This is a genomic window from Maribacter sp. UH1 (genome assembly GCF_056839145.1).
In genome coordinates, this window is record NZ_CM166387.1 from 4,159,025 (window position 1) to 4,183,839 (window position 24,815).

21 protein-coding genes are annotated in these 24,815 nt (G+C 33.8%); 5 read left to right on the plus strand and 16 right to left on the minus strand.

From position 1 onward, the window contains the following. Position 1: 1 nt before the first annotated feature. Genes UH1x_RS17945 through UH1x_RS17955 form a run of 3 tightly spaced genes read right to left on the minus strand, consistent with a single transcriptional unit; the run spans position 2 to position 2,500 of the window. Positions 2–1,312 (minus strand): cryptochrome/photolyase family protein, encoded by a 1,311-nt coding sequence (locus tag UH1x_RS17945; RefSeq protein WP_482623324.1) that lies wholly within the window; start codon positions 1,310–1,312, stop codon positions 2–4. Further along, entirely contained in the window at positions 1,313–2,002 is a 690-nt protein-coding gene (locus UH1x_RS17950; RefSeq protein ID WP_482623325.1) for an SDR family NAD(P)-dependent oxidoreductase, read from the minus strand. Further along, complete coding sequence (locus tag UH1x_RS17955; RefSeq protein WP_036154100.1) at positions 2,003–2,500, minus strand: SRPBCC family protein; 498 nt, start codon at positions 2,498–2,500, stop codon at positions 2,003–2,005. Between the two features lie 167 nt (positions 2,501–2,667). Here UH1x_RS17955 and UH1x_RS17960 point away from each other — a divergent pair, with 167 nt between their 5' ends. Next, positions 2,668–3,957 (plus strand): hypothetical protein, encoded by a 1,290-nt coding sequence (locus UH1x_RS17960; protein WP_482623326.1) that lies wholly within the window; start codon positions 2,668–2,670, stop codon positions 3,955–3,957. Between the two features lie 77 nt (positions 3,958–4,034). Next, positions 4,035–4,880 (plus strand): DUF2911 domain-containing protein, encoded by an 846-nt coding sequence (locus tag UH1x_RS17965; RefSeq protein WP_482623327.1) that lies wholly within the window; start codon positions 4,035–4,037, stop codon positions 4,878–4,880. A gap of 70 nt (positions 4,881–4,950) precedes the next feature. Here the strand turns inward: UH1x_RS17965 and UH1x_RS17970 are convergent, their stop codons facing one another. From UH1x_RS17970 to UH1x_RS18015, 10 genes are all read right to left on the minus strand, one after another. Next, on the minus strand, positions 4,951–5,181 hold the full coding sequence (locus tag UH1x_RS17970) for a hypothetical protein (RefSeq protein WP_482626523.1): 231 nt from the start codon (positions 5,179–5,181) through the stop codon (positions 4,951–4,953). Further along, positions 5,182–5,352 (minus strand): hypothetical protein, encoded by a 171-nt coding sequence (locus UH1x_RS17975; protein WP_482623328.1) that lies wholly within the window; start codon positions 5,350–5,352, stop codon positions 5,182–5,184. It lies immediately after the preceding gene. A 129-nt stretch (positions 5,353–5,481) separates the two neighbouring features. Next, positions 5,482–5,628 carry a galactokinase family protein gene (locus tag UH1x_RS17980; protein ID WP_482623329.1) on the minus strand — a complete coding sequence of 49 codons (147 nt, stop codon included), beginning with the start codon at positions 5,626–5,628 and terminating at the stop codon, positions 5,482–5,484. 20 nt (positions 5,629–5,648) lie between these two features. After that, the gene (locus tag UH1x_RS17985; RefSeq protein WP_036154106.1) at positions 5,649–7,385 is read right to left on the minus strand and encodes a sodium:solute symporter family protein; all 1,737 of its coding nucleotides are present in this window, start codon (positions 7,383–7,385) and stop codon (positions 5,649–5,651) included. 111 nt (positions 7,386–7,496) lie between these two features. Next, the gene (locus tag UH1x_RS17990) at positions 7,497–10,028 is read right to left on the minus strand and encodes a PIG-L family deacetylase (RefSeq protein WP_482623330.1); all 2,532 of its coding nucleotides are present in this window, start codon (positions 10,026–10,028) and stop codon (positions 7,497–7,499) included. Between the two features lie 82 nt (positions 10,029–10,110). Next, a complete protein-coding gene (locus UH1x_RS17995; RefSeq protein ID WP_482623331.1) occupies positions 10,111–10,689 on the minus strand; it encodes a mechanosensitive ion channel domain-containing protein in 579 nt (192 codons plus the stop codon). 3 nt (positions 10,690–10,692) lie between these two features. Beyond that, positions 10,693–11,640, minus strand: a complete 948-nt coding sequence (locus UH1x_RS18000; RefSeq protein WP_482623332.1) for a septum formation inhibitor Maf — start codon at positions 11,638–11,640, stop codon at positions 10,693–10,695. Between the two features lie 22 nt (positions 11,641–11,662). Further along, positions 11,663–12,250 carry a Maf family nucleotide pyrophosphatase gene (locus UH1x_RS18005; protein ID WP_482623333.1) on the minus strand — a complete coding sequence of 196 codons (588 nt, stop codon included), beginning with the start codon at positions 12,248–12,250 and terminating at the stop codon, positions 11,663–11,665. 3 nt (positions 12,251–12,253) lie between these two features. Beyond that, positions 12,254–12,781, minus strand: a complete 528-nt coding sequence (locus UH1x_RS18010) for a KdsC family phosphatase (protein ID WP_482623334.1) — start codon at positions 12,779–12,781, stop codon at positions 12,254–12,256. Then, positions 12,765–13,529 (minus strand): Rossmann-like and DUF2520 domain-containing protein, encoded by a 765-nt coding sequence (locus tag UH1x_RS18015; protein WP_482623335.1) that lies wholly within the window; start codon positions 13,527–13,529, stop codon positions 12,765–12,767. The genes UH1x_RS18010 and UH1x_RS18015 overlap by 17 nt, the downstream gene beginning before the upstream one ends. A 138-nt stretch (positions 13,530–13,667) precedes the next feature. Between UH1x_RS18015 and UH1x_RS18020 the strand changes: the two genes are divergently transcribed. Further along, positions 13,668–16,847, plus strand: a complete 3,180-nt coding sequence (locus UH1x_RS18020) for a cytochrome c biogenesis protein (RefSeq protein ID WP_482623336.1) — start codon at positions 13,668–13,670, stop codon at positions 16,845–16,847. A 71-nt stretch (positions 16,848–16,918) separates the two neighbouring features. On the opposite strand, the gene UH1x_RS18025 is transcribed toward UH1x_RS18020, so the two are convergent. Beyond that, on the minus strand, positions 16,919–18,190 hold the full coding sequence (locus UH1x_RS18025; protein ID WP_482623337.1) for a M14 family metallopeptidase: 1,272 nt from the start codon (positions 18,188–18,190) through the stop codon (positions 16,919–16,921). Positions 18,191–18,471: 281 nt separating this feature from the next. Here UH1x_RS18025 and UH1x_RS18030 point away from each other — a divergent pair, with 281 nt between their 5' ends. Then, positions 18,472–19,623 (plus strand): trans-sulfuration enzyme family protein, encoded by a 1,152-nt coding sequence (locus UH1x_RS18030; protein ID WP_482623338.1) that lies wholly within the window; start codon positions 18,472–18,474, stop codon positions 19,621–19,623. A gap of 26 nt (positions 19,624–19,649) precedes the next feature. Then, a complete protein-coding gene (gene bshB1, locus UH1x_RS18035; RefSeq protein WP_482623339.1) occupies positions 19,650–20,366 on the plus strand; it encodes a bacillithiol biosynthesis deacetylase BshB1 in 717 nt (238 codons plus the stop codon). Here the strand turns inward: bshB1 and UH1x_RS18040 are convergent. Together UH1x_RS18040 and UH1x_RS18045 are read right to left on the minus strand one after the other, a co-directional pair. Continuing rightward, positions 20,363–22,453, minus strand: coding sequence for a tetratricopeptide repeat-containing sensor histidine kinase (locus tag UH1x_RS18040; RefSeq protein WP_482623340.1), 2,091 nt, complete (start codon positions 22,451–22,453; stop codon positions 20,363–20,365). The two genes, bshB1 and UH1x_RS18040, sit on opposite strands and share 4 nt — an antisense overlap. 196 nt (positions 22,454–22,649) lie before the next feature. Next, a complete protein-coding gene (locus tag UH1x_RS18045; protein WP_482623341.1) occupies positions 22,650–24,701 on the minus strand; it encodes a tetratricopeptide repeat-containing sensor histidine kinase in 2,052 nt (683 codons plus the stop codon). Positions 24,702–24,815: the final 114 nt, after the last annotated feature.

Genomic DNA, 24,815 nt, shown 5'->3' on the forward strand with positions numbered 1-24,815 from the left:
TTTAGCTGACAGCTGCTTTATAAGTTTCTAAGCATCTCTCTCTAGCCATTTTGTGGTCTACCATTTTTTCTGGGTACTTATCAGTGCCGTATTCAGATATCCATTTTTTAATATACTCCTTGCTCTTGTCAAATTTATCTACTTGGGTCATAGGGTTGAATATTCTAAAATATGGTGCAGCGTCAACGCCACTACCTGCAGCCCATTGCCAATTACCAACGTTAGAGCTCATTTCGTAATCCAGTAGTTTTTCTGCAAAATAGGTTTCTCCCCAGCGCCAATCTATAAGCAAGTGTTTACATAGAAAACTAGCTACTAACATACGAACTCGATTATGCATGTATCCGGTTTCGTTTAGTTGACGCATACCGGCATCTACTAAAAGATAACCTGTTTCACCATTTTTCCACTTTTCAAATTCTTGTTCGTTGTTACGCCATTCTATACGGTCATATTTTGCTCTAAACGCATTATCCACAGTTTTTGGAAAATGGTAAAGAATAGTCATGAAAAACTCTCTCCAAATTAATTCGCTCCAAAAAACCGTATTATTTTCGGCAATTGCCTTTTTCATCATTTTACGTACGGATACTGTTCCAAATCGTAAATGAGGACCTAGTCGTGAAGTTCCACTTTCCTTCGCGGGAAAATTACGAGTGTCTTCATAATTATCTATTAGGGTAGGGGTTACATCATATTGCGGAACCTCTATTTTTGATTTTTTGAAACCAATATCAGCTAGTGATAAGTTAGGTAATCGTGAATTTTTAATCAGGTTAGATAAATGTTGACTTGTGTAGTGAATCTTTAAGTCTTTATCGGCATTAAATTTATCTTGCCATTTATTCTTATATGGCGTATAAACTACATATGGGTCGCCATCTCCTTTTACTATTTCATCCTTTTCAAAAATTACTTGATCTTTAAAAGTTTTGAAAGTAATATCATTTTTGGATAAAAGATCTGATATTTTTTTATCGCGCTCTTTAGCGTAAGGTTCATAGTCTCTATTTGTAAAAACAGACGCAACCTCATACTCTTTTACTAAGTTTTTAAAAATAGCTACTGGCTTGCCATGAAACATTGCTATTGAGCAGTCATTCTCTTCTTGTAGCTGATTGCGCATGTGCTGCAATGTTTCATGTATAAAGGTGAGCCTTGCATCGTCTTTCGGTAATTTGGAAAGAATTTCTTCATCAAAAATGAAAATAGGCAAGACGGGATAGTCTCCTTTTAAGGCTTCAAGGAAACCGACATTATCATCAAACCTCAAATCTCTTCTAAACCAAAATATAGATACTTTTTTTGACATTTAATTTATATTTAAAGTTGATAATCCACCATCTACACCAATTACCTGTCCGGTCATCCAAGTACTTTTTCCACTTAAAAGAAAAATTGCTGCATTGGCTATGTCATCTGCATGACCAACTCTTTTTAAGGGATGGCGCTCACTCATCATCTCTCGTTTTTTATCATTGTTTAAAAGTCTTTTAGCTAAGGGGGTATCTACCAAAGATGGAGCAACAACGTTGACTCTTACTTTTGGAGCATATTCTGCAGCCAAAGACTTAGCAAAACCTTCAATAGCACCCTTTGCTGCAGAAACGCTTGTATGAAATGGCATACCTGTACCTACCGCAATAGTACTAAAAAAGACCATACTTGAACCCTCGTCCATTTTTGATATAATCTCTTTCACCACTTTTACCATAGAAAAGAAATTAAGTTCCATATCATCTTTAATGGTGTCCAAGGAAATCATTTTAAATGGTTTTAAATTAATGCTACCCGGACAGTATACAAAACCGTCTAGTTTTTCTGGTAGTACAGAAACATCTAAAACATCTGTAGTAACATCAAAAGGTATATGTGTAATATTTTCATGTTGTAAATCTTCCTCTGTACGAGATGCTACAAAAAGTTGATGTGTGTCTTGTAATTCTTTAACTATTGATAGTCCAATACCATGAGAACCGCCTATTAATAATATATTTTTCATTTAAAATGATTTAAGTTGAAGTTGATTTGGAATGGAATCTACCACACCAAAGAGTTCTTTTAATTTTTGCTCACGGAATTTAAATATTTCCAGAAGCTGTTTTTTTACAATTAATGGATGTGCTATTTGACCTAATATGCCAAGGGGAATTTTGTAATCTATAATATCTTCCATTAAAACACCTTCATCAATTTCTTTAATAAAATGTTTGTGATGCCATAGTTCATAAGGTCCAAACCTTTGTTCATCAACAAAATAATTTCCTTGGTCTACATGTGTAATTTCAGTAACCCATTTAGTAGTATATCCTGGAAATGGGGAAACTTTGTATTGAATAATCTGACCAGGAAACATATCTCTATCTGCACCATCCAATATGTTGAAACCCATATGTTCTGGAGTAATTACTTTTAAATTTGCAGGGTCAGATAAAAAATTCCATGCTACTTCTTTAGTAATTGGTAATGCTTGTTGAGAATGTAATTGATATAATTTCATAAATACATCATTATAAAGGTTAGATTATATGTCTAACAAAAATCAAAAATAGTTAAACAATTTTAAAAATACTTTGTTATAAGTTTAAAAATTAACTTTATCGATTAAATTGAATTTAGGTCACTTATTTACAGTTGATTAAATTTATTCTAACTTATTTTGCAGCAATGAAGCTTCTTGTTCAACAATTGGGTCTTATTCTTCTTTTCATAAGTACAGCTATGTTAGCTGCACAAGAGAATGTAGGAATTGTTGGTGAACTGCCTAATGAGGTATTTGAAACATCTGGATTAATCTATTTCAACGGTAATTTAATTACCCATAATGATTCTGGTAACGAAGCCGTACTTTATGAGTTAGATACTTTGACGCTATCTATACAGAGAAGAGTGAATGTTGCCAATATTCAAAATATAGATTGGGAGGCTATTTCACAAGATGATGAATATATCTACATTGGTGATTTTGGTAATAATGTAGGCTCAAGAACTAATTTGGCTATTCATGTCATTTCTAAAGAAGAGTATTTGAATTCTAATACCGTTTCTGCCACCACGATTAACTTTTCTTATGAAGATCAACAGAATTTTGATAATAACAGTAATAGCGATTGGGATGCGGAAGCATTTTTTGTTATTGATGATCGTATAGTGGTATTGACCAAGCAATGGCAATCGTTAGGGTCTGTGGCTTATGAGTTTTCAAAATTTCCAGGAACTTATATAGCAAGTAGGGTTGGTGCTATTGAAGATGTTGGTTTAATAACCGATGCTACTTATGATGCGGAATCAAACCGATTAGTTGTAATTGGTTATTCCTCTATATTGAGTCCGTTTGTGGGGGTGGTAGAAAGTTTAAATTTCAACTCTGTTTTTGAAGGATATGAACAGCAATCCTTAGGACTAAATTTTGTACAAGCGGAAGGAGTTACCCAAACCGGGTCCGAGAGTTATTTCTTTTCATCAGAATATTATTCTCGGCAAACGCCAACCATTGTATCTGCATCACGTTTGTTTTCTTTTCAAATTTCCGATGCAATGACGGAAGAACCAGATAATCCAGAACCCCCTGAAGAGCCGGGAACTCCTGAAGAACCTGAAAACCCTGAAGAGCCCGAAAACCCTGAAGAACCTGAAAATCCAGAGGTACCACAGGAGCCTGAGAATCCTGAAGAATCTGAGAATCCGTTAATACCGGAAATTACTGAAGATGCCGATCAAGATGGTAAACTAATCATTTATCGAGATAATAATTCTAGTCATTATTATTACTCCATTGCCACGGATAAAACAGTTTTTGGACAGGTAATTTATGATGTATCTGGTAAAGAGGTTTGGCAAAATACAGGGAATATAGAAAAAAAAGGAATTATTTCTCATCATTTAGAATCTTCCATTTATTACCTAGCCTTGTTTTTGGAAGATGGCGTAATTGCTACTTCTTTTGCTGTTTATTAGCATTTAAGAAATTGTTAACATTTCTACCTCTCCTTTATAAGTAGTTTTGCTATAAATAACTAATCAGTAAAACAATCATGAACAAAGTAGTACTCTTTTTATTGGCAATTGTTGCTTCCTTAACGGTTGAAGCACAAATAAATACACCTGCACCTAGTCCTGCTGCAAAAATTATGCAGACCGTAGGTTTAACAGAAGTAAGCATTGATTATTCTAGACCTTCAATGAGAGGTAGAAAAGTATTTGGTAACCTAGTTCCTTTTGATAAATTATGGAGAACAGGAGCAAACGGTTACACTTTAGTAACCTTTGATGCAGACGTAACTATAGCAGGTAAAGATGTAAAAGCTGGTACTTATTCTATTTTCACCAAACCAGGAGCTTCTAACTGGGAAGTATTTATTTACACTGATACTGTTGGTGGTGGTACACCAAGTAATTGGGAGGAAAGTAAGGTAGTTGCTCAATTATCTGTGCCGGTCTACAAAATTGAAATGCCTGTTGAAACTTTTACAATTACTTTTGATGATGTAAAAAGTAACGGAGCAAATATTGGTATCATTTGGGAAAATACATACGTTGCCATTCCATTCACTGTAGGTACAGATGCTGCCGTAATGAGTAGTATTGATAAAGCCTTAAACGGACCTTCTGCAGCTGATTACTATGCTGCTGCTGTATATTATTCTAGCGAAGGTAAGGATATAAATAAAGCTAAGGAATGGATGAACAAAGCAATGTCCATGACAGAAAAGCCAGCATTTTGGCAACTAAGACAACAGTCTTTAATCTTAGCGAAAGCTGGTGATAAAAAAGGAGCTATTGAAGCTGCTAAAAAATCACTAACAGGTGCTACTGCAGCTGGTAATAATGATTATATAAAAATGAACAATGATTCTATTAAAGAATGGAGTTCTAAGTAAATATCCATTATATAAAATTAAAAGTCCGTGTTGAAAAACACGGATTTTTTTATGCTATAATTTTAAGCTCTTATTCAAAGACTTTTACTCCGTCATCAATTGCCAAATGGTAATACTCGGCATCAATCTTAGTTTCTTCTTTGTATTGTGTTAAAATTGATTTTATGCTGTCTTCCAGTTTGTCCGTTTTTATAAGGTTTATGGTGCAACCACCAAATCCGCCGCCCATCATTCTAGACCCCAAAACACCATCTAGGCTTTCACCAATTTTAACTAAAGTATCTAATTCATTAGTGGTTATTTAATATTGTGTAGACATTGCCCAATGACCTTCCTTTAAAACATCACCTACTGCGTTAGCATCGCCATAAGTTAGTACCTTCATCATTTTACGAACGCGATCATTTTCTTCAATTACATATTTGGCACGCTGTATGTCAATTTCTTTAACGTTGTTTTTTACGGTAAACAAATCTTCAAGGGTAACGTCTCTTAAAGAAGTGTTTGTACTTTTTAACCTGTTTTACAATGTTCTCACAAGAAACACGTCTTTTATTATACTCGGAATCTACCGCTAAATTATGCTTGATGTTGGAATTCATTAAAACCCAGCTGTAGCAGGTAGCACCAAACCTTCGTTGTAATCTGTATGTTCTCCAATTAAATTAATTCGTCCCGGTGCTTTTATAAGAGTTGGCTGTGTTGTGTAATTTTTTTGAAAAAACGACGCAATTTCTTTATGTATCATTAATGGTAATTGGTTTATTCTTAGTTGGTTGCCAATGGTTTTTTTAACATGCGGTCAAAGGCCTCAAATATAAAGGATATTGTAATAACCAAGGCTGCACCAAAAAAGTTAAGCCATAAGTAGCCTAATTTTTCTTGACCTGAAGGATAAATATGAATAAGATAATAATAGATAATGCATATGATAATCTGTGTAACTACCGCAGCAAAGAACACCGCATTTCCTTTTATAAATTTAAAGAAGAATGCAATTAAGAAAATACCTAAAACATTACCGTAAAAAATACTACCAATAATATTTACAAGCTGAATCAAATTATCAAATAGGTTTGCTACACATGCTATTAATATAGCGATGATACCCCAAATTAAAGTAAAGAACTTTGAAGCTTTCACATAGTGCTCTTCAGATAAATTATCTGATTTTCTATTTCTTTTATATAAATCTAAGGCGGTTATGGTACCTAAAGCATTAAGTTCAGAAGCTGTTGATGACATTGCTGCCGATAAAATTACCGCTAATAACAAACCAACTAATCCTGTTGGTAAATTGTTAAGTATAAAGTGAATAAAGACATAATCTTTATCATTGGTTTCAACTACATCATTTGCCTGTTTTATTAAAGACTTGGCAGCGATACGATTGGTACTATCTTTCTGATTTATACGAATAATTTGCTTTTTTGCTTCTTCTACAGCGGTGTATTCCTTTATTTCTAAAGCTGCAGAGAATTTATTTTGCGCAATTCTTTTTTCGGCTTCCAATGCAATTTGCCCTTCTTGCAGTAATTTGTAATCTTCGGCATAACTAGATTCCATTACGGCTTGTGTTGCAGACGGATTAAAGTTTAAAGGTGAAGGATTGTATTGATAAAACACGAATACCATTACACCTACCAGAAGGATAAAAAACTGCATGGGTATTTTTAGAATGGCATTAAAAATTAGACCTAACTGACTTTCTCTTACGGATTTACCGGATAAATACCGTTGTACCTGACTTTGATCTGTACCAAAGTATGCCAAGAAAAGAAAAAGTCCGCCCGTAATACCACTCCAGAAAGTATATCTGCTAGAAGTATCCAAATCAAAATTTAATATTTCTAATTTGTTACTGGCACCAGCAATTTTCATGGCTTTGCTAAAGGTGATATCTGATGGTAAGTAGCCTAATATAAAAAAGAAGGTAATGAACATACCTGTCATGATAATGAACATCTGCTGTTTTTGGGTAACACTAACGGCTTTGGTTCCACCAGATACGGTGTAAATGATTACTAAGGTTCCCAGTATGATATTTAGCGTGCGTAAATCCCATCCTAGTACCGCGGATAAAATGATTGAGGGGGCAAAAATAGTAATCCCTGCTGCTAATCCTCTTTGAATCAAAAATAGAACCGCAGCTAACGAACGGGTTTTAAGATCAAACCTACCTTCTAAAAATTCATAGGCGGTGTATACCTTCATTTTATGGTAAAGCGGAACAAATACCATACAAATGATAATCATGGCCAACGGTAGCCCAAAATAGAACTGAACAAAGCCCATACCGTCATGAAATGCTTGACCGGGCGTGGATAAAAATGTTATTGCACTGGCTTGAGTTGCCATAACCGATAGACCAATAGTCCACCATTTAGAATCATTGCCACCACGAACATAGTCATTGACATTTTTGCTTCCTTTTGTTTTCCAAACACCGTATACTACGATGAAAAGAAGTGTGCCGGCAAGAATAATCCAATCTAATCCTTCCATATTAATTGAATGAAGTCATTACGTAATAGAAAATAAGAACATATATGAGATTAAGCACCAATACAATGCTATACTCTTTTTTCCAAGTTTTATTTTCATCTCGTTCGTTACTCATCCTTTGATTTTGGCTTTCGTTTCTACTTTATCTTTTCCAACGGATAACATATTTGAGAAAAGTTTATATGCACCTGGAACACCAACTGGTAATTCCCTAAAAAAGCTCAGTCCGGTATAAATATAGTTTCCCTTTCCATATGGGGCAATTAATAAGCTACCTTTTAATGATTCCTCCCCTTTATCGTGCATTTCTAAAATAGGTGTAAATTCAGCACTCCATTTATTAGGAAAGTATAATCCTCTTTCTTGAACCCATCCATTAAAATCACTCTCGTTAATTTCGTTTGGAAAATGTACCAGTGAGTTATCTTTTGCAATAATCTTTACATCAGAATTTTCATTGGTAACACGATCTCTGGAGATTTCTAGTTCATAAGGTGCAATATTTTCAAATTGAGAACCCCATCTACTTGCGGTATTATATTGCACAATTACCGTACCACCATTCTTTGCATAATCTAAAATAAAACGTTGTTTAAATTTAAGTTCGTCTACTACATTGTAGGCTCTAATTCCTAAAACAACAGCGTCATATTTTTTTAGGGATTCTTTAGTAATCGTTGTAGGATCTATTAGTTGAACATTGTATCCTATTTGCTCTAAACTTGTAGGTACTTCATCACCAGCACCCATAATATAACCTATATTTTCTCCTGCTTTCTGAATGTTTAATCGAACTACTTTTGTTTCGGATGGTAGCAGTATTGTTTGAGTAGGTACATGGTCATAAGCAATAGTTACTAGCTCTTTGGTAATCTCTTTGCCGTCCAATTTAATAATAGGGGAGATGCTACTTTCGTTCTCTGTAGCTGGCGGACTCAACGTAAAATAAACGGTTTGTTCATCTCCTTTTTTGTTGATCGAGAATGGTTGCAGTTTTTTATCAACTTGCCATCCTGTGCCGTGTTTTAAATCAACTGTACCAGAAATACTGTCTTTATGCGCCTTAATTGTAACAGGAATTCTTTTTGGTGATGCGTCGGCAAATATTAAAACCTTATCTGTAAAGCTTGCGGTAGCTTCAGGTACCACTTCAAAAGGTTGATAAATTTCTCCTTTATCGGGTTTTGCATATTTATATACCACAGGTCTTGTAATAGGAATTAAAACACCGCTTATGTTCAAATTAAAAGTAGCATTAAAAGCTCTTGGCGTTTCCGGTTTTCCTATTAAAGCTCTGTTTTTAACAGTATAGGTGCCTAAAGTTCCTTTTTCCATCAACCAATACGGACTGGTAAAATCAGTTGAAGCCGGAATATTTAAATTAATTTTCTTTTCAAACAATTTGTTATTGTTCAAAGTACTCAGCTCAATATTTGTATTCTGATTATTGACAAATACCGATTTTAATTCAATATTGATATGACTTCTGTTCAATGCTTGGATTTGAACATCGACATTCTCACCAGGATTTGTAGATGAGATTTTGGTAAACGCTTCTAAATGTAATCCTGATATGGCTGAAATAATTGTAGTTAATTCTACTGTTTTTAAATGTTTCCAATGTTCATCAGAAACATTTTGCAATAATTTATAGGCTTCTAATAATTTAGGAATATGAACCGAAGGATTTTTAAAATTAAAATTTTCTTGTACATCATAAAGGATATCGCCAATTGCCTTACCACCATCAATTCTAGACCAGGTTGTATCTATGCCATCAAAAAGATTGGATTTGTCTTGTGGTAAATCACCCTTTAATAATTCTATATATTCATCTTCACTACCTCTTGAACTTAGTCTACCAAAACCTTGACATAGATGTTGGCTACTGGCTAATGAGGCAATTTCGTTGTTAGATTTTCCTAGCATAGGGTAGTAGGTGCCTACATCCATATGCAAAAGATTGGTTTTATCCGCCGCTTTAAATTTTTCTTGGCTACCATAAAACCACCACGATGTATTAAAAAATAATCGTTTTGGCTGCCAAGTGTTTGTTGAAGATAATTGTTCTGGGTAGGCATTAGAATCGTTTGCTAGATCGAAAGCTTCAAAGCTTAACATTGCCGATGAAGTATGATGGCCATGGGTAGTGCCGGGAGTTCTATGGTCAAACCTATTGATAATCACATCTGGCTTAAACTTGCGGATAGTTCTAACCACATCACCAAGAATAGCTTCCTTGTCCCAAATTTCTAGGGTTTCATCTGGTTGTTTGGAATAGCCGAAGTCATTGGCGCGACTAAAAAATTGTTCTCCCCCGTCAACCCTTCTTGCGGCAAGTAATTCTTGCGTACGCAATACACCTAAAAGTTCGCGTAATTCCGGACCAATTAAATTTTGCCCACCGTCACCTCTTGTAAGGGATAAATAACCGGTTCTTGCTTTAACATTATTAGCTAAATAGGCAATTAGACGCGTATTTTCATCATCTGGGTGTGCGGCTATATAAAGTGCAGTACCTAGAAAATTAAGCTTTTCAATGGAGTGGTAAATGTCTGTGGACGAACTAATCTTTGGGGTTTGGGCATTGAGGGTGCTGAGTGCAAAAAGACTACAGGCTAGAAACCCTAATAGATATCGCATTTTAAGTTGGTTTTGGTAGTAATTCCAAATATAATAAGATTAGGTCCTACGCGTACTTGTTTTTACGACTTCTTTAACAAAATCATGTGGTTTGTTCTTCTTGTTCTTCAACACTTATAAATTCACCTTGTTGATAGGTAGATATTAAAATGACACCTTTTTGAAGAACCAAATTATTTGGATAGGTTAGAATTTCTCCATTGCTCCTTCTTAAGTGTAAGTGAAAGGCTCTAATATCCTCAATTACAAATTGATCTAAATCTGAATTATTAGGGTCAAGTAGTTCTTTGTCCAAAATTCGAATTGTGTTTCCTATTTTAAAAGGAAATGAGAAGAAAAGAATAACACCAGCTGTAATGTTGCTCAAAATTGACCATTGAGCAAAAAGGGCGACACCTATTACCGCAAACACGGAGGATAACATGACCCCTAGGTCTTGATAATTTACACTCCACACTAAGGTAAGTGCCACTACAGCGATTATGGTCAATGCTATATTGATGAACTTAATTATTAGGTTGGTCCTAACCGGATTAAAATCACTTATTTTACTCACTTTTTTAACAGCTGTGGTAAAAAGGAATTTTAAAACAATGATAACAATTAAGATAATGAGACTGTAGATTAACTCATTATGATGTTCAGCAATAAACTCTTTCATACGCTATAACCCTAAACTATCGCGCAAAGATAAATCCTTATTCGATTTCTGCTGCCAATAGGGTGTTGTAATCCTGTTAATTCTTGTTCCTTTAGAAGTTAAAACTTTTTTATTTTGTCCATACCCATCATGAAAGGTGTCTGTCCAGCTTTCAATTAAGTACGGAAACTTGTTTTCAAAATTGATTTTTAAAGTACGTTCTAATTCAGGATAGCTGATTTCATATGTGTTCATACCATCAACTTCTGTCAGCGAAGTTATTGCCTTATAAGCCTTGAATTCTTCATGAGTTGTTCTGATGAACTCCAAAGAAGGAATCATTTTAATTTCACCAATAGGCAAATTCTCTGGGTTTACCCTGATTTTGTTCCAAACTTCATTTTCAAGAATAGCTTTCTCTATTTGGTAATCTTGGTCACCTTCAGATTCAAAATAAGAATGACTCATTATTTCAAAATCATCTTTATTATTTAATTGTGCATAAACATGACCACACCATTCTTGCGCGGAAAAAGATACTTTAAGCGCATGTTTATTATCATGCACAGGGTAGAAGCTACTGGTCATTATAGAGTAGGGGTAAATACCCGTAATGTAATTTTTGGTGGTATTCAATTTTAAAACAGGAATGTTACTTTTATTACTATTATCTGCCTTTACTTGAGCATCTGGTAAAAATGGTTCGGTTACATAAATTAATACAGCACTGCCTTCTCTCATCTCGCCATATCTAGCTTGTTCTAAATTGTAGGAAGTGATTTCTGCTGTACCGTTATACCAATAATCTTTAAATTCTTGCGAAAGCTCTTTTTTAGGAGCTTCCGTTTTTATTTCTGTAGATAACATAGCTAATGTATCGCTATTGGTTTTGGGTTTTTCTTTACAACTAGTAAATAGAATTGCCAATCCGAAAAGGCTGTAAACTGCCTTGTTTAGTTTTAATAGTTTCATACCTGTTATCATTTAAATTATGCTATGTTATTAAAAGTGATAAGGTTTCATAAACTAGTTGTGTTGGTAAACCAACTACATTTGTGTATGATCCTTTAATTTTTTCAATACCTATGAGACCTATCCATTCTTGAATGCCGTATGCACCTGCTTTATCGTATGGCTTATATTCCTTTATATAATGCCGAATTTCATCTATTGATAAACTCTTAAACTTGACTTCCGTTATTGAATGTTGAACTATCTGTCGTTCAATTGTGGTAAAACATACAGAAGAAATTACCTGATGCCAATCTCCAGATAGTTTTTTTAGCATTTCTTCAGCTTCCGTGTTATCTTCTGCCTTGGCCAAAGATTTATTATTATGCCAAACAACCGTATCTGAGGTTATTAGAATATCTTTTGATTGTAATTCGGGTAAAAATACTTCTGCTTTTAATTTTGCTAAGTAATCAGATATTTCAGCTCCTTTTAATTCAGCTGGATAGACTTCATCTACAGATTTGATTCTCACTTCAAAATCAAGCTCCATTTCTTTAAAAAACTGATGCCTTCTTGGGGAGCCAGATGCTAAGATTAGATGATGTTCTTTAAGTTTATTCTTCAACATATACTAGTCGTTTGCAGCACTAAAATGGCTGGTCCAATCTCCACGTACTTTTAAAACCTGTTCAATGACATCACGTACACAGCCATGACCGCCATTTATATGCGAAATGTATTGACTTACACTTTTAACTTCTGCAACAGCATTCTGAGGGCAAGTAGCTAAAGCAACCGCTTGTAATGGTGGAATGTCTGGTATGTCATCACCCATATATAATATGTTTTCGGATTCTATATGATTAAGATCCATGTATTCCTCTAACGCATCCATTTTGTAATGTGCACCCATATAGATATCTGTAACTCCAAGTGCTTTTAATCTTATGCGAACACCTTCATTTGTTCCTCCTGTGATAATACATACATTGTAACCTTTCTTAAGCGCAACTTTTAGGGCATAACCATCTTTTACACTCATTTTACGTAACAACTCTCCTTCGCTGGTAACTAAAAGACTTCCATCTGTAAACACCCCATCTACATCAAAAATAAATGTGGTAATATCTTTTAAATACTCTTTATAACTCTTTTCCATGTTTTTCTTTTATTGCGTTACTTAAAAGGGTGTACAGTTCCCTTTGGTGTTTGTCTTTTATAATTTGTAAATGATTATGTAATGTTTTTTGGTCTCCGCGTTTTGCTGGTCCCGTTTGTGCCTGCATGGGTGTTAATGTGTCTAATTTTGCAGCCGTTTCTTTAATAAGGGGTTTTAACAATGAGAAATCTAAGTCATGCTCTGCACAAACATCAGATCCCATGGTATACATGTAATTAGTGAAATTATTTACGAATACCGCTGCCACATGTAGTGTTTTTCGCTGCTCAGAATCTATTTCAACTACATTTTCACTAAGTTGTTTTCCTAGTGTTGTTAATATTTCAAGATCTTTATTGTTAGTCGCTTCAATGCAAATAGGAATATCATCAATTGAAATAATTTTCCCTTTTGTAAATGTCTGTAAGGGATAAAAAATACCTGGTCTCTTTGCGGATTTTATAGCGTTAAGCGGTGTTGCGCCAGAAGTATGGACTAAAATGCCTTCTACATTTTTAAAATTTTCGCCAACTGTACTTATAGCATCGTCAGAAATGGCTAGTATGTAGACATCCGCGCTTATATCACTAGTAAATTGAGTACTAATAAGTGCATTGTCATGTACAAATGCCAAGTGTTCTCTATTTCTGCCTATTACCTGTTTTACGGTAACATCTGCAGACTTTTGGAATGCATGAAACAGATTTTGTGCTACATTACCAGAACCTACTATAACTACTGATATCATACTGCAAAAGTACAAAGTTTATAGAAGTCTTTTTGTATTAAAATTAACAGTTTCAATGAAGTTTAAAAGAGATAAAAGGCATTCGTAAATGGTGAAAAGGCCTTATTTTTGCATCTTGAAAATCAACTCCTATCTTCCATGACGGAAATGTTCAAAAAAATATTTTTCTCTACACGTTTAATGTCCATCCTATTTATCGTTTTTGCCACAGCAATGGCTTTCGGTACTTTTATAGAAAGTTGGTATAGTACAGAAACTGCGCGAATCTGGATTTATAATGCATGGTGGTTTGAAGTGATTATGGTATTCTTTGTAATCAACTTTCTTGGTAATATCTCTAGATACCGTTTACTGCGATTAGAGAAATGGCCAGTTTTAGTGCTGCATTTATCTTGGGTATTGATTATAATTGGAGCTTTTGTAACACGTTATATCAGTTTTGAGGGTATGATGCCAATACGTGAAGGGAAGACGGAAAAAGTATTCTATTCTGATAAAACGTATCTAACTGTTTATGTTGATGGTGAAATTGAAGGTGAGGCACGAAGAAAAGTATTAGAAGATGATTTGATCGTTACTCCAGAAGCTATTAAATCTAACCTTCCATGGAAAGCAGATTTTAATGGTGAAGATTTTGAGGTTTCTTATGTTGAATTTATAAAAGGAGCTAAGCAAGGTCTACTGCCAGATTCTAATGGAACTAAATTTCTAAAGATTGTTGAAGCAGGTGACGGTGAACGCCATGATCACTATTTGGAAGATGGTAAGGTGGCAAGTATACATAATGTACTTTTCGCATTAAATAATAATACAGATGGCGCCATCAATATTATGACCACAGATTCTGTATATCAGATTCACTCTCCTTTTGATGGTAACTATATGCGTATGGCAGACCAGTTTCAAGGTGTTTTAGTGAAAGATAGTTTACAACCTTTAGTATTGCGTTCGTTATATAATACTGCTGGTATGCAGTTTGTAATTCCGGATTCTGTAACACAAGGTTCATACGGTATAGTTGAAATACCTGAAGCAGAGAAATCTAAAATAGATCAAGATGCTATAGTTTTTGATGTTACTGCGAATGGAGAAACAAAACAAATTAAATTATTAGGCAATAAAGGACCTTCGGATTTTAGTGAAAAAGTAAATGTTGGTGGACTCAATTTTTCTATTCGTTACGGATCAAAAGTTTATGATTTACCTTTTGGTATTAAGTTGAATGATTTTATCGCGGAGAAATATCCAGGCACGGAAAAAGGGTATTCTTCATATATGAGTAGAGTTACTATTGAAGATGAAAGACCTTTTGACTATGATATTTTTATGAATCATGTGTTAGACCACCAAGGGTATCGCTTTTTTCAATCTAGTTTTGATCCTGATGAAAAAGGTACTGTTTTATCTGTAAATCATGATTTTTGGGGAACATGGATTACTTACATTGGGTACTTTCTTTTGTACATAGGGTTAATGGGGATTATGTTTTTCGGTAAAACTCGTTTTAAAGATTTGGCGGATTCTTTAGATACATTAAAGGTCAAGAAGAAAAAAATGTTTGGAGTAATAGCTGTTTTAATGGCATTCTCGTTTTCTTCTTTTGCGCAAGAACAACATACACCAGAGGAAGGACATCAACAAGCACCAAGTAAAGCACAAATAGATTCTTTGCTTGAAGCTAGTATGGTCAGTAAAGAGCATGCCGACAAATTTGGTAAGCTGGTCATACAAGATGAAGGTGGTCGTATGAAGCCTATTAACACATTTTCATCAGAACTACTTCGTAAGCTAAGCTTAAAAGATACTTATTTGGGCTATACATCTGATCAGATTTTGCTTTCTATGATGATGAATCCTGCGGTTTGGTATAATACGGAGTTCATTGCACTGGATAAAAAATCGCAGAATGATAGTATTAGAAATGTGATAGGAATACCTTCAGGGCAAGAGTATGTAAAAGCAACGGATTTCTTTGATAAAAAAGGACAGTACAAGTTAGAACCTTTTTTAAGAGAGGCTACAGCAACCGCAAATCCGAATAAATTTCAACAAGATTTTAAGGATGCCAATATTAGATTAAGCCTTTTAAATCAGGCATTAGGGCAAGATATCGTTAAGATATTTCCGCTACTGGATGATGAGAATAATAAATGGATTTCTGCTGTTGAGTACAGAGGAGGTCAGTATGAAATAAGAGATTCGCTGTATTCTAACTTTGTAAAAAATGCAATGCCGTATTATCTAATGACTTTAGGTAAAGCACAACAAAGCGGAGATTATGCTTCTGCAGATAAACTGTTGGCTGCATTTCACCAAAATCAACTTAATCATGGTAGTGAAGTTTTGCCTTCTCAACAGAAAGTAGATCTTGAGGTGATCTATAATAAACTTAACATTTTCAATAGGTTATATCGGTATTATGCGCTTGTTGGTTTGTTAATGTTTTTCACCTTAATATTCCAAATATTTAAAGATCGTTCTATTTGGCGGGTGGCCATATACTTCTTTAAAGGAACTATTATGCTATTATTCTTGTGGCATACTGCCGGTCTGGTCATGCGTTGGTATATTTCTGGGCATGCACCTTGGAGTAATGCTTATGAGAGTATTTTGTACGTGGCGTGGGCAACCATGGGTATTGGTTGGGCATTAGGGCGTAAAAGCGATATGACTTTTGCCGCATCTGCGTTTGTGACATCTATGCTTTTATGGATAGCACACCAAAGTTGGATAGACCCGTCTATTGCTAACCTACAGCCGGTTTTGGATAGTTATTGGTTAATGATACACGTTGCGGTTATTGTAGGTAGTTACGGTCCTTTGACCGTGGGTATGATTCTAGGTCTAGTATCATTGATTTTAATGATATTGACTACTGAAAAGAATAAAAAACGAATGGCAATAAATATAAAAGAATTGACCATAATCAATGAATTGGCATTGACAACTGGGCTTGTCATGCTTACTATAGGTAATTTCTTAGGAGGACAGTGGGCAAATGAAAGTTGGGGTCGTTATTGGGGCTGGGATCCAAAAGAGACCTGGGCATTAATTTCCATTATGATTTATGCTTTTGTAATTCACACACGACTAGTACCAGGCTTAAGAGGTAAATGGACATTTAACTTTATGAGCGTTGTTGCCTTTGGTAGTATTATGATGACTTATTTTGGAGTTAACTTTTACTTAGTAGGTCTGCATAGTTACGCAAGTGGAGCACAGGTGATTACACCAACATTTATATACTATTTGGTTGCCGGAGTGCTAGTTTTAGGTGGTATCAGCTATTGGAGATATAAAGTTAATTATAGCAAGTAAAAAAGATATGAAATAAGATAGCCTCATGGAAATTCCATGAGGCTATCTTATTTCTAGTAGTTTATGAAAATTTAGTTTTGACTATCAAGTAAATCCATAAGTTCTTCAGCTGCTACCTTGCCTTTTTCTTTTAAAAAGTCTCTTGGAGTATTATCACCCAACTCAAAGACAATGGCAGGCATACCGTGATTTACATAAAAGTAATTACGGGATACCATGGTTGGTTTAATAGCTGTAGAGGGTTTTACATTTGTATGTTTTTGAGGAAGTCTATTAGTGATGTTATTAATCCAGTCAAAAACAATTTTTCCTTTTTTACCGGTAATCGTTGTGTCAATAGGGTAGTAGATATCGTCCCATGTAGAATGAAAATCCGCACCGAAGACAAATTCATAACCTTCAGATTCTTTTTTTACTAAAAAGTCCCTAACACTTCTTGTTTCTGGTTGATTAAAATCTTGCCAATCTCTGTTTAAATCTATTCCGCCTGTATTATGGCGCCAATGACCGTTATCTACACCATCAGGATTCATTAATGGTACAACAAATAAATCATAGTTTTCTCTAAATTTTTGAGCTTTTGGCGAGTCTCCGCTTAAAGTTTCAATAAATGATTTCATTGCTAGAAATCCTGTAACTTCTGGAGGGTGTTGCCTAGAAATAACCATAACAGCTTTTTTGTGTTCTCCGTCGCTAATTTCCATCAAGTTCATGGCCCTTTGCTCTCTACTTTTTCCAATTTCATAAGTAGAGATAAAAGGTTTCGTAGCTAAAGAATCTATCCAACTTTTTACTCTTGTAGAGCCGTATAGTTCTTGCGCTGTTATGAAAGTAGGCTTTTCGCTAATATCTATTTTTATTTCTACAATCTCTGGTACTGCCTTGATACCGAAATCACCTGTTCCTTTATTTATACCTGTGAAATTGGTACTATCTAACGGAGTAAAATTCTCACCATCAGTACTTATTTTGGGGTAATACCTGCTTCTAGAGTCTTGGTACGTCATTTTAATGGTGATGGTTTTTGGCGTTTTTGACCAAACTTTAAACGCGTACCATGGACTTACGTTTACTGGAGTATTTTCAGCGGTTATTAAGGCTGTGTAGTGATTATTTCCGTCAGCTATTATTCCGTTTAATCGTCCGCTTTCAAAGTCATTGCTAAAAAACGTAGTTTCATTGTCAAAGGTCCAAATGCCTTTCCATTGTTTTTGTACTGGTTTGGATAATGTAGATACAACGGCGCTTTTACCCTGGCCTTGATATCCTTGAGCAGCGGGTTTTTGATTTTTACATGCAATTATGAATATTATAAGAAGTGCTATATAAAATACTTTTTTCATGTTTAGAATATCATTTAGTTTAAGTCCTGTGTAGTTTGTATTATAAATCTATCAACTATAATTGAAAAGTTTCTACGTTTGTTGGCAAAATCCATGAAGTATTCCATATTTCTTAATTCATGTATTCTTTTATTGAATTATTCTTTAAATAGATGTTTTTTGAAAGGTTTATACTTGTTGTAAGACATAAATAGAGATTTTAAAATAAGAGTATCTGTAAAGTTGATTAAGATTCATTTACATTCTAATTCCTTACCTTTATTTTCTATAATTAATTGTACATGAATTCGAATAAAAAAGGCTTGAATACCATATGTACCCACGTGGGTGAATTAGAGGATAAACAACACAGAGGAGCAGTATCCCCTTTATATATGAGTACATCTTATGCTTATGAAGATGTGGATGTTAAGCGCTATCCAAGATATTTTAATACGCCTAACCAAGAAGGACTTTGTAAAAAAGTTGCGGCTTTAGAGCATGCGGAATCCGCCCTTATTTTTGGTAGTGGCATGGCAGCTGTAAGTACGGCAATGTTAGCTTTTTTGAACTCAGGAGATCACGTGGTTCTACAACAAACGCTTTATGGAGGCACTTATAACTTGGTTAACGAAGAGTTTTCTAAATATGGAATAGAATATTCATTTACCGAAGGTTGGAGTGCCGAAGCTTTTGAAGCCCAGATTAAAGAGAATACAAAAGTTATTTATATAGAAACGCCATCTAATCCTTTACTAACAATTACAGATTTAGAAGCTGTTGCCACCATAGCAAAAAAGCACGGTATTATAACTTTAATAGATAATACATTCGCTAGTCCTGTCAATCAAAACCCTATAGATTTTGGTATTGATGTAGTTATACATAGTGCTACGAAATATATGGGTGGGCATTCTGACATATGTGCAGGTGCTGTTGCTTCGACTACTGAAAATATGGAGCGTATATTTCATCTAGCTAAAAATTTTGGTGGTAGTTTAAGTGATTACACTGTCTGGTTATTAGAGAGAAGTATGAAAACCATGGGTATTCGTGTAAGAGCTCAGAATGAAAATGCTATGGCTATGGCTCATTTTTTAGACGGTTTGTCTGATATTGAAAAAGTATACTACCCCGGTTTAACAGCTCACCCCGAACACATTTTGGCAAAAAAACAAATGAAAGGTTTTGGTGGTATGTTGTCTTTTGAATTGAAAGAGAATTTAGATTCTTCTAAGTTTTCAAAAGCTTTGAATTTAATAAAACCATCTATGAGTCTTGCAGGTGTTGAGAGCACTATTATCTCACCTACCCAAACATCGCATGCTTTAATGAGTGCAGAAGTTAGGGCTGAGCAAGGTATTGCTGACGGATTAATCCGTTTCTCTGTCGGTATTGAAGAAGTAGAAGATTTAAAGGAAGATATTTTACAGGCTATTGCACAAATAAAATAGTAGACATAAATTACAATTAGTATAAAATGAAGTTGGATATTTTAGTATTTGGAGCGCATCCTGACGATGCAGAATTAGGGGCAGGTGGTACTATTGCCAAAGAGATAGCCTTAGGTAAAAAAGTAGGGATTGTAGATTTAACCCGTGGAGAGTTAGGTACTAGAGGTTCAGCAGAAATACGTGACAGGGAATCAGCTGCTGCAGGAAACCTTTTAGGTGTATCAGTTCGAGAAAATTTAAGGTTTAGAGATGGTTTCTTTATTAATGATGAGTCACATCAAATAGAAATTATTAGAATGATCCGTAAATATAGACCAAATACAGTTTTATGTAATGCTATTGATGATCGCCATATAGACCACGGTAAAGGAAGTAAGTTAGTGAGTGATGCTTGTTTTTTAAGTGGTTTAAGACGCATTGAAACTAAAATAGGAGAGGAGAGCCAACAAGAGTGGAGACCTAAACTCGTTTATCATTATATACAGTGGAAAAATATTACTCCTGATTTTGTTGTTGATATCAGTGATTATATAGATGCTAAGACTGATGCTATATTAGCATATACTTCTCAATTTCATGACCCGGATAGTAGAGAGCCAGAAACGCCTATTAGTAGCAAAACTTTTATAGAAAGCGTGCACTATAGAGCTAAAGATTTAGGTAGATTAGTAGGTGTTGACTATGCCGAAGGTTTTACTGTTGAAAGAATGGTAGCTGTAGAATCACTAGACCATTTAATTTAAGCAGATTCTTTGTATTGCTTTTGTAATCTTGGTATGGTAAAGTAAAAACTAGAGCCTTTACCTATGGCGCTATGTACCCATATTTTACCATTGTTTTTCTCTACCATTTCTTTACATAAAGACAACCCTAATCCAGTACCTTTTTCATTATTGGTACCGTAAGTGGTATGGTTAGAATCTTTTTCAAATAATTTGCTAATAATATCTTCACTCATACCCATGCCATTATCCTTTACGTATATCTCACAAGTTTTAATTTTTTGAATGGCACCAATAACAATTTGGCCGTTATTTGGAGTAAATTTTAAGGCATTACTTAATAGGTTTCTAATGATAATATCAATTTGGTTTGGATCTGACCAAATTTGGCAATTAGGTTCAATTCTATTGACCAACGCAATGGACTTTGCTTCTGCAATTTCAGATAGTAACGCAATATTTTCTTCAACGATGCAATCCAAATTGGTTACCGAATGCTTGGTGATAGACCCATTCATTTGTGTTTGCCCCCAAGATAGTAAGTTGTTGAGGGTAAATGATATAGTGTCGATATCGACTTTTAGTTTAGGAACAAAATTCAAGAATTCTTCCTTTGTCATTTCTCCTTCTTTAAATAATTTTAAAAGACCTTGAAATGCTCCTATGGGACCTCTTAAGTCATGACCGATAATAGAGAATAGTTTATTTTTTGTTTGATTTAATTCGTTTAAATAAGCTTGTTTTTCTTCTAGGTCAGTTTTTTTATTTCTTAGCTCAAGATTTAATTTTTTCTGTTCTTGTTCGTTTCTATGAATAAGAAATGTGATAATGGCGAAGATAAATAGGATTACAATAAATACATAAGTGTATATTTTTTGTTCCGCTAGCGCCTTTTCATTATCCAGAATTAATTGCTGCTTTTGCTGATCGTAAGCAACTCTTGTTTTAAGCATGTTCAATGCTTTTTCATTACTAGTCGCAGAAAGAGATTCATATGTTGCTTGATATATCTCGTGGTACCAAAGAGATTTTTCAAAGTCTTTTTTATTTTTGAAAATTTTTGCTAGTTTGTTGGAGCTATTTTTAATTCCTGATCTAAGTCCTATTTTTTTGGATAAATTAAACGCATCCAGTGCATATATTTCAGCTATACTGTCTTTTTGGAGATTTAAATAAGCCTGTGTCATGCCGTTTAATAAATCTATTTTACCACGGTCATCCTCTATTTGTTGATGTAATAATTCACTTTGTTTGTACCAATAAAGAGCCCAAGTGTTCTTGTTTTTTTTAAGGTATATTTTCCCTTTTATTTCATAACAATAAGCTAACCATTCTAATATTTTTTCCTTTTCAAATGTTGCAATACTTACATTAATATTATACATAGCATAATCTAACTCGTTCATATCTGCATATGTAGATGCAATATTACTAAGTGTTTCAGCTAAAAAAACTGGATTACCTATTTCTTCGTGAATACTTTTAGATTTTTGCAAGAATACCATTGCTTGCTCGTAGTCTTTTTGTTCTAGATAGAGATGTGCAATGTTGTCGTTTACAATTGATACTATATTTTTATAATCATATTCTTCGGCAATTTCTATGGTTGCTAAATACCATTTCAGGGCTTTTGAATATTCTCCTTTATAACCATATTCCTTAGCTAAATCATTCAATGTTCTAGCCTTTAAAAAATGTCTTTCATTAGCATTCGCAAGGTCGTACGCTTTAATAAAATATTCAATTGACTGGTCTATTTTTCCTTTGTCAGAATAATAACCACCTAACGCATGATAAGAATTGATCACACCATTTATATATTTTGCGTTTTTACTTAGTTCAAGACTTTTTGTACTTAAGTTAATTAAGCTATCTAGGTTTTGATAACGATATTCTTTGGCTAAGGCTAGTAAATTATTTATGTAAAGTGTATCTACACTGCTAAAGTTCGCTGATTTTCTAAATTGCTCTATTTTACTACTAAGGGAATCCTTATTGGAATTTTGAGCAACTGCTGTATGAATACTAAGATTTAAAAATATGCATACAAGCATGCAACCTTTTAGAAGGTTGTTTTGATTGTAATATTTTAATAAACCAATATTCATAGATATCGCTTAGTAATGCGATCCTAAAATTAGTTTAGAAGTTGAGGGATTGAGAATAAATGTTGTGAAACACGCTTTATTGTGTGTTTTGACGTCCTAAAGGTGTAGTTCGTCGATGATTTAGCTTTTTTATAAATTTAAAATTCTCTTATAAAAAGTTAGGTTGTGTTATTTAATCATTTCAAAAATATTAGTTTTAAGCGCCGCTATCAACTGGTAGTTCAATAATGAATTGACTTCCTTTGTTAGGTTGACTTTTAACCGTAATATCTCCATTGTTTTTAATAACCATTGCTCTTACCAGTCTTAATCCTAAACCTGTTCCTTTCTCCGAATTGGTTCCGTAATTACTGAAATTTTCAGTGTTGCTAAACAGCTTTGAAACATCTGCTTCTGTCATACCTACACCGGTATCTGAAATTTGAATTACTAGATTTTTGTTTTTAATTTCAGTAGATATAGAAATCATTCCATTATTTGGAGTGAATTTAATGGCGTTGTTTATTAGATTTCGAAAGATAATATTGAATTGCTGTTCGTCTGCAAAAACTTTATCATTGACGGCAACTTGATTGTTTATAACAATAGATTTCTTGTTGATTTCATTTCTATATAATTGTAAAATTATGTCCAACTCATCTTTGACCAGTATACTTTTAATAGTTACTGTATTGCCTTGCATTTGCGTCTTTCCCCAATGTAAAAGATTATCCATGGTAAATTGTACTTGTTCTAAATCATCTTTTAATTGTGGCGCAAACTTTTCAAAATACTCTTTGCCTTCAGGGTCTTCTAAGTATAGTGTTAAAATTTCGTTCAATGAGATAATTGGTCCTCTAAGGTCATGGCCAACGATTGAAAATAGACGGTCTTGATTATCATTTATTTGGGTAAGTTTATTTTGATTCTTATTTAATATTTCAGCTTGGTTTGCTAGTTTTTTATTTAGAACCTTTTCACGGTTATTGGCTTTCAATATTATAAATACAATAATCATTAAAGCGAAAAGTCCGGCTAAAGCCCATTTTACATATTTCCGTTGTTCATTTAATGCCAATTCATTTTGTGCTTTTAAATCTTCCTTTTCCTTTTCAAAATTTAATTTTGCGTTGAGCATGGTCAAATTTCGTCTATTGTTTTTCTTAAAAATGTCGTTAGAAAGTTTTTCGGTTAATTCAAGATATTTCAAAGATTCGGCTATGTTACCTTGACTTTTGTTAATTTCATATAGCGTTCTATACGCTCCTTCTAGACCTTTTTCATAATCAGAAGTTACAAAAAGAGGTATGCTTTCATTTATACTTGCCTTGGCTTTTACTAAATTATTTAATCCTAAATAAGATTTTCCGAGACCATATTTTACTTCAGCCTTTGCTTTTACATCATTAAATCCATCATGCATATCTAAAGATATCTGATAATTTACTAAAGCATTATTAAAATCATTTAGTTTTAAATAATATAAACCTAATGTAGAGTAGGTCCATGCTAACCATGTCATCTGCTTATTTTTTTCAAACAGCGCGAATGTTTCGTCTAATTCAATTTTTGCTTGGTCTAAATTTCCTAACTCAATATTTAAGAATGCCATATTACTTAGCAGCATAGCTTCTTTAGTAGGGTCTTTTAAATTTTTAACGTATTTAAATGCAACCGCATAATATTTCAAAGCCTCCTCCTTATCATTTAGGCGACTGAAAATTGTACCTAAATTCATGTTCATTCGAAATAAATGAAATTGATCGTTTGTTTTTTCTGCTATAGCTAGCGTATGTAAGAATTGAGTATACGTGGAAGGATAGTCATTTTTAAAATAATATCCTTGTCCAAGAATATTATATATCTTCATTTCTGTTTTTGGGAAATTACTTAATTCAGAATTTTCAATAACTTTTAAAGATAATTCAATTGATTTGTCTGTTTGACCCGTATAGAGGTATAACGTGGCAAGATTTGCCAATGCTTCAAGCTCACCTTGTATATATTTATTTTTCTTACTCAGTGCAAGTGCTCGTTCTGCATTTATTAGAGAGGAGTCTTGCTCAATTAGTCTTTGATAATAAGAAAGCTGGTTTAGGTTGTCAATAAAATCAGGTAAGTTTTCAGAAAAATTAGGGGTATTAACTAATTTCGAAATTTTTTCATGATAATAATTAATACTGTCTTTTTGTGCTATAGCAGTAAAAAAGCCGAAACATACAAATGCGAATAGTAAAAAATTATGTTTATAATTTGATTTAGAATGCATTAGATGTGTGGTAAAAATCAAGTAGGTCGTTAAATTTAAAACTTCAAGTTAAAAATAAATAAATAAAACATTCTTAAAATTAAATATTTATTCAAAATTCAAATTATTATTTGT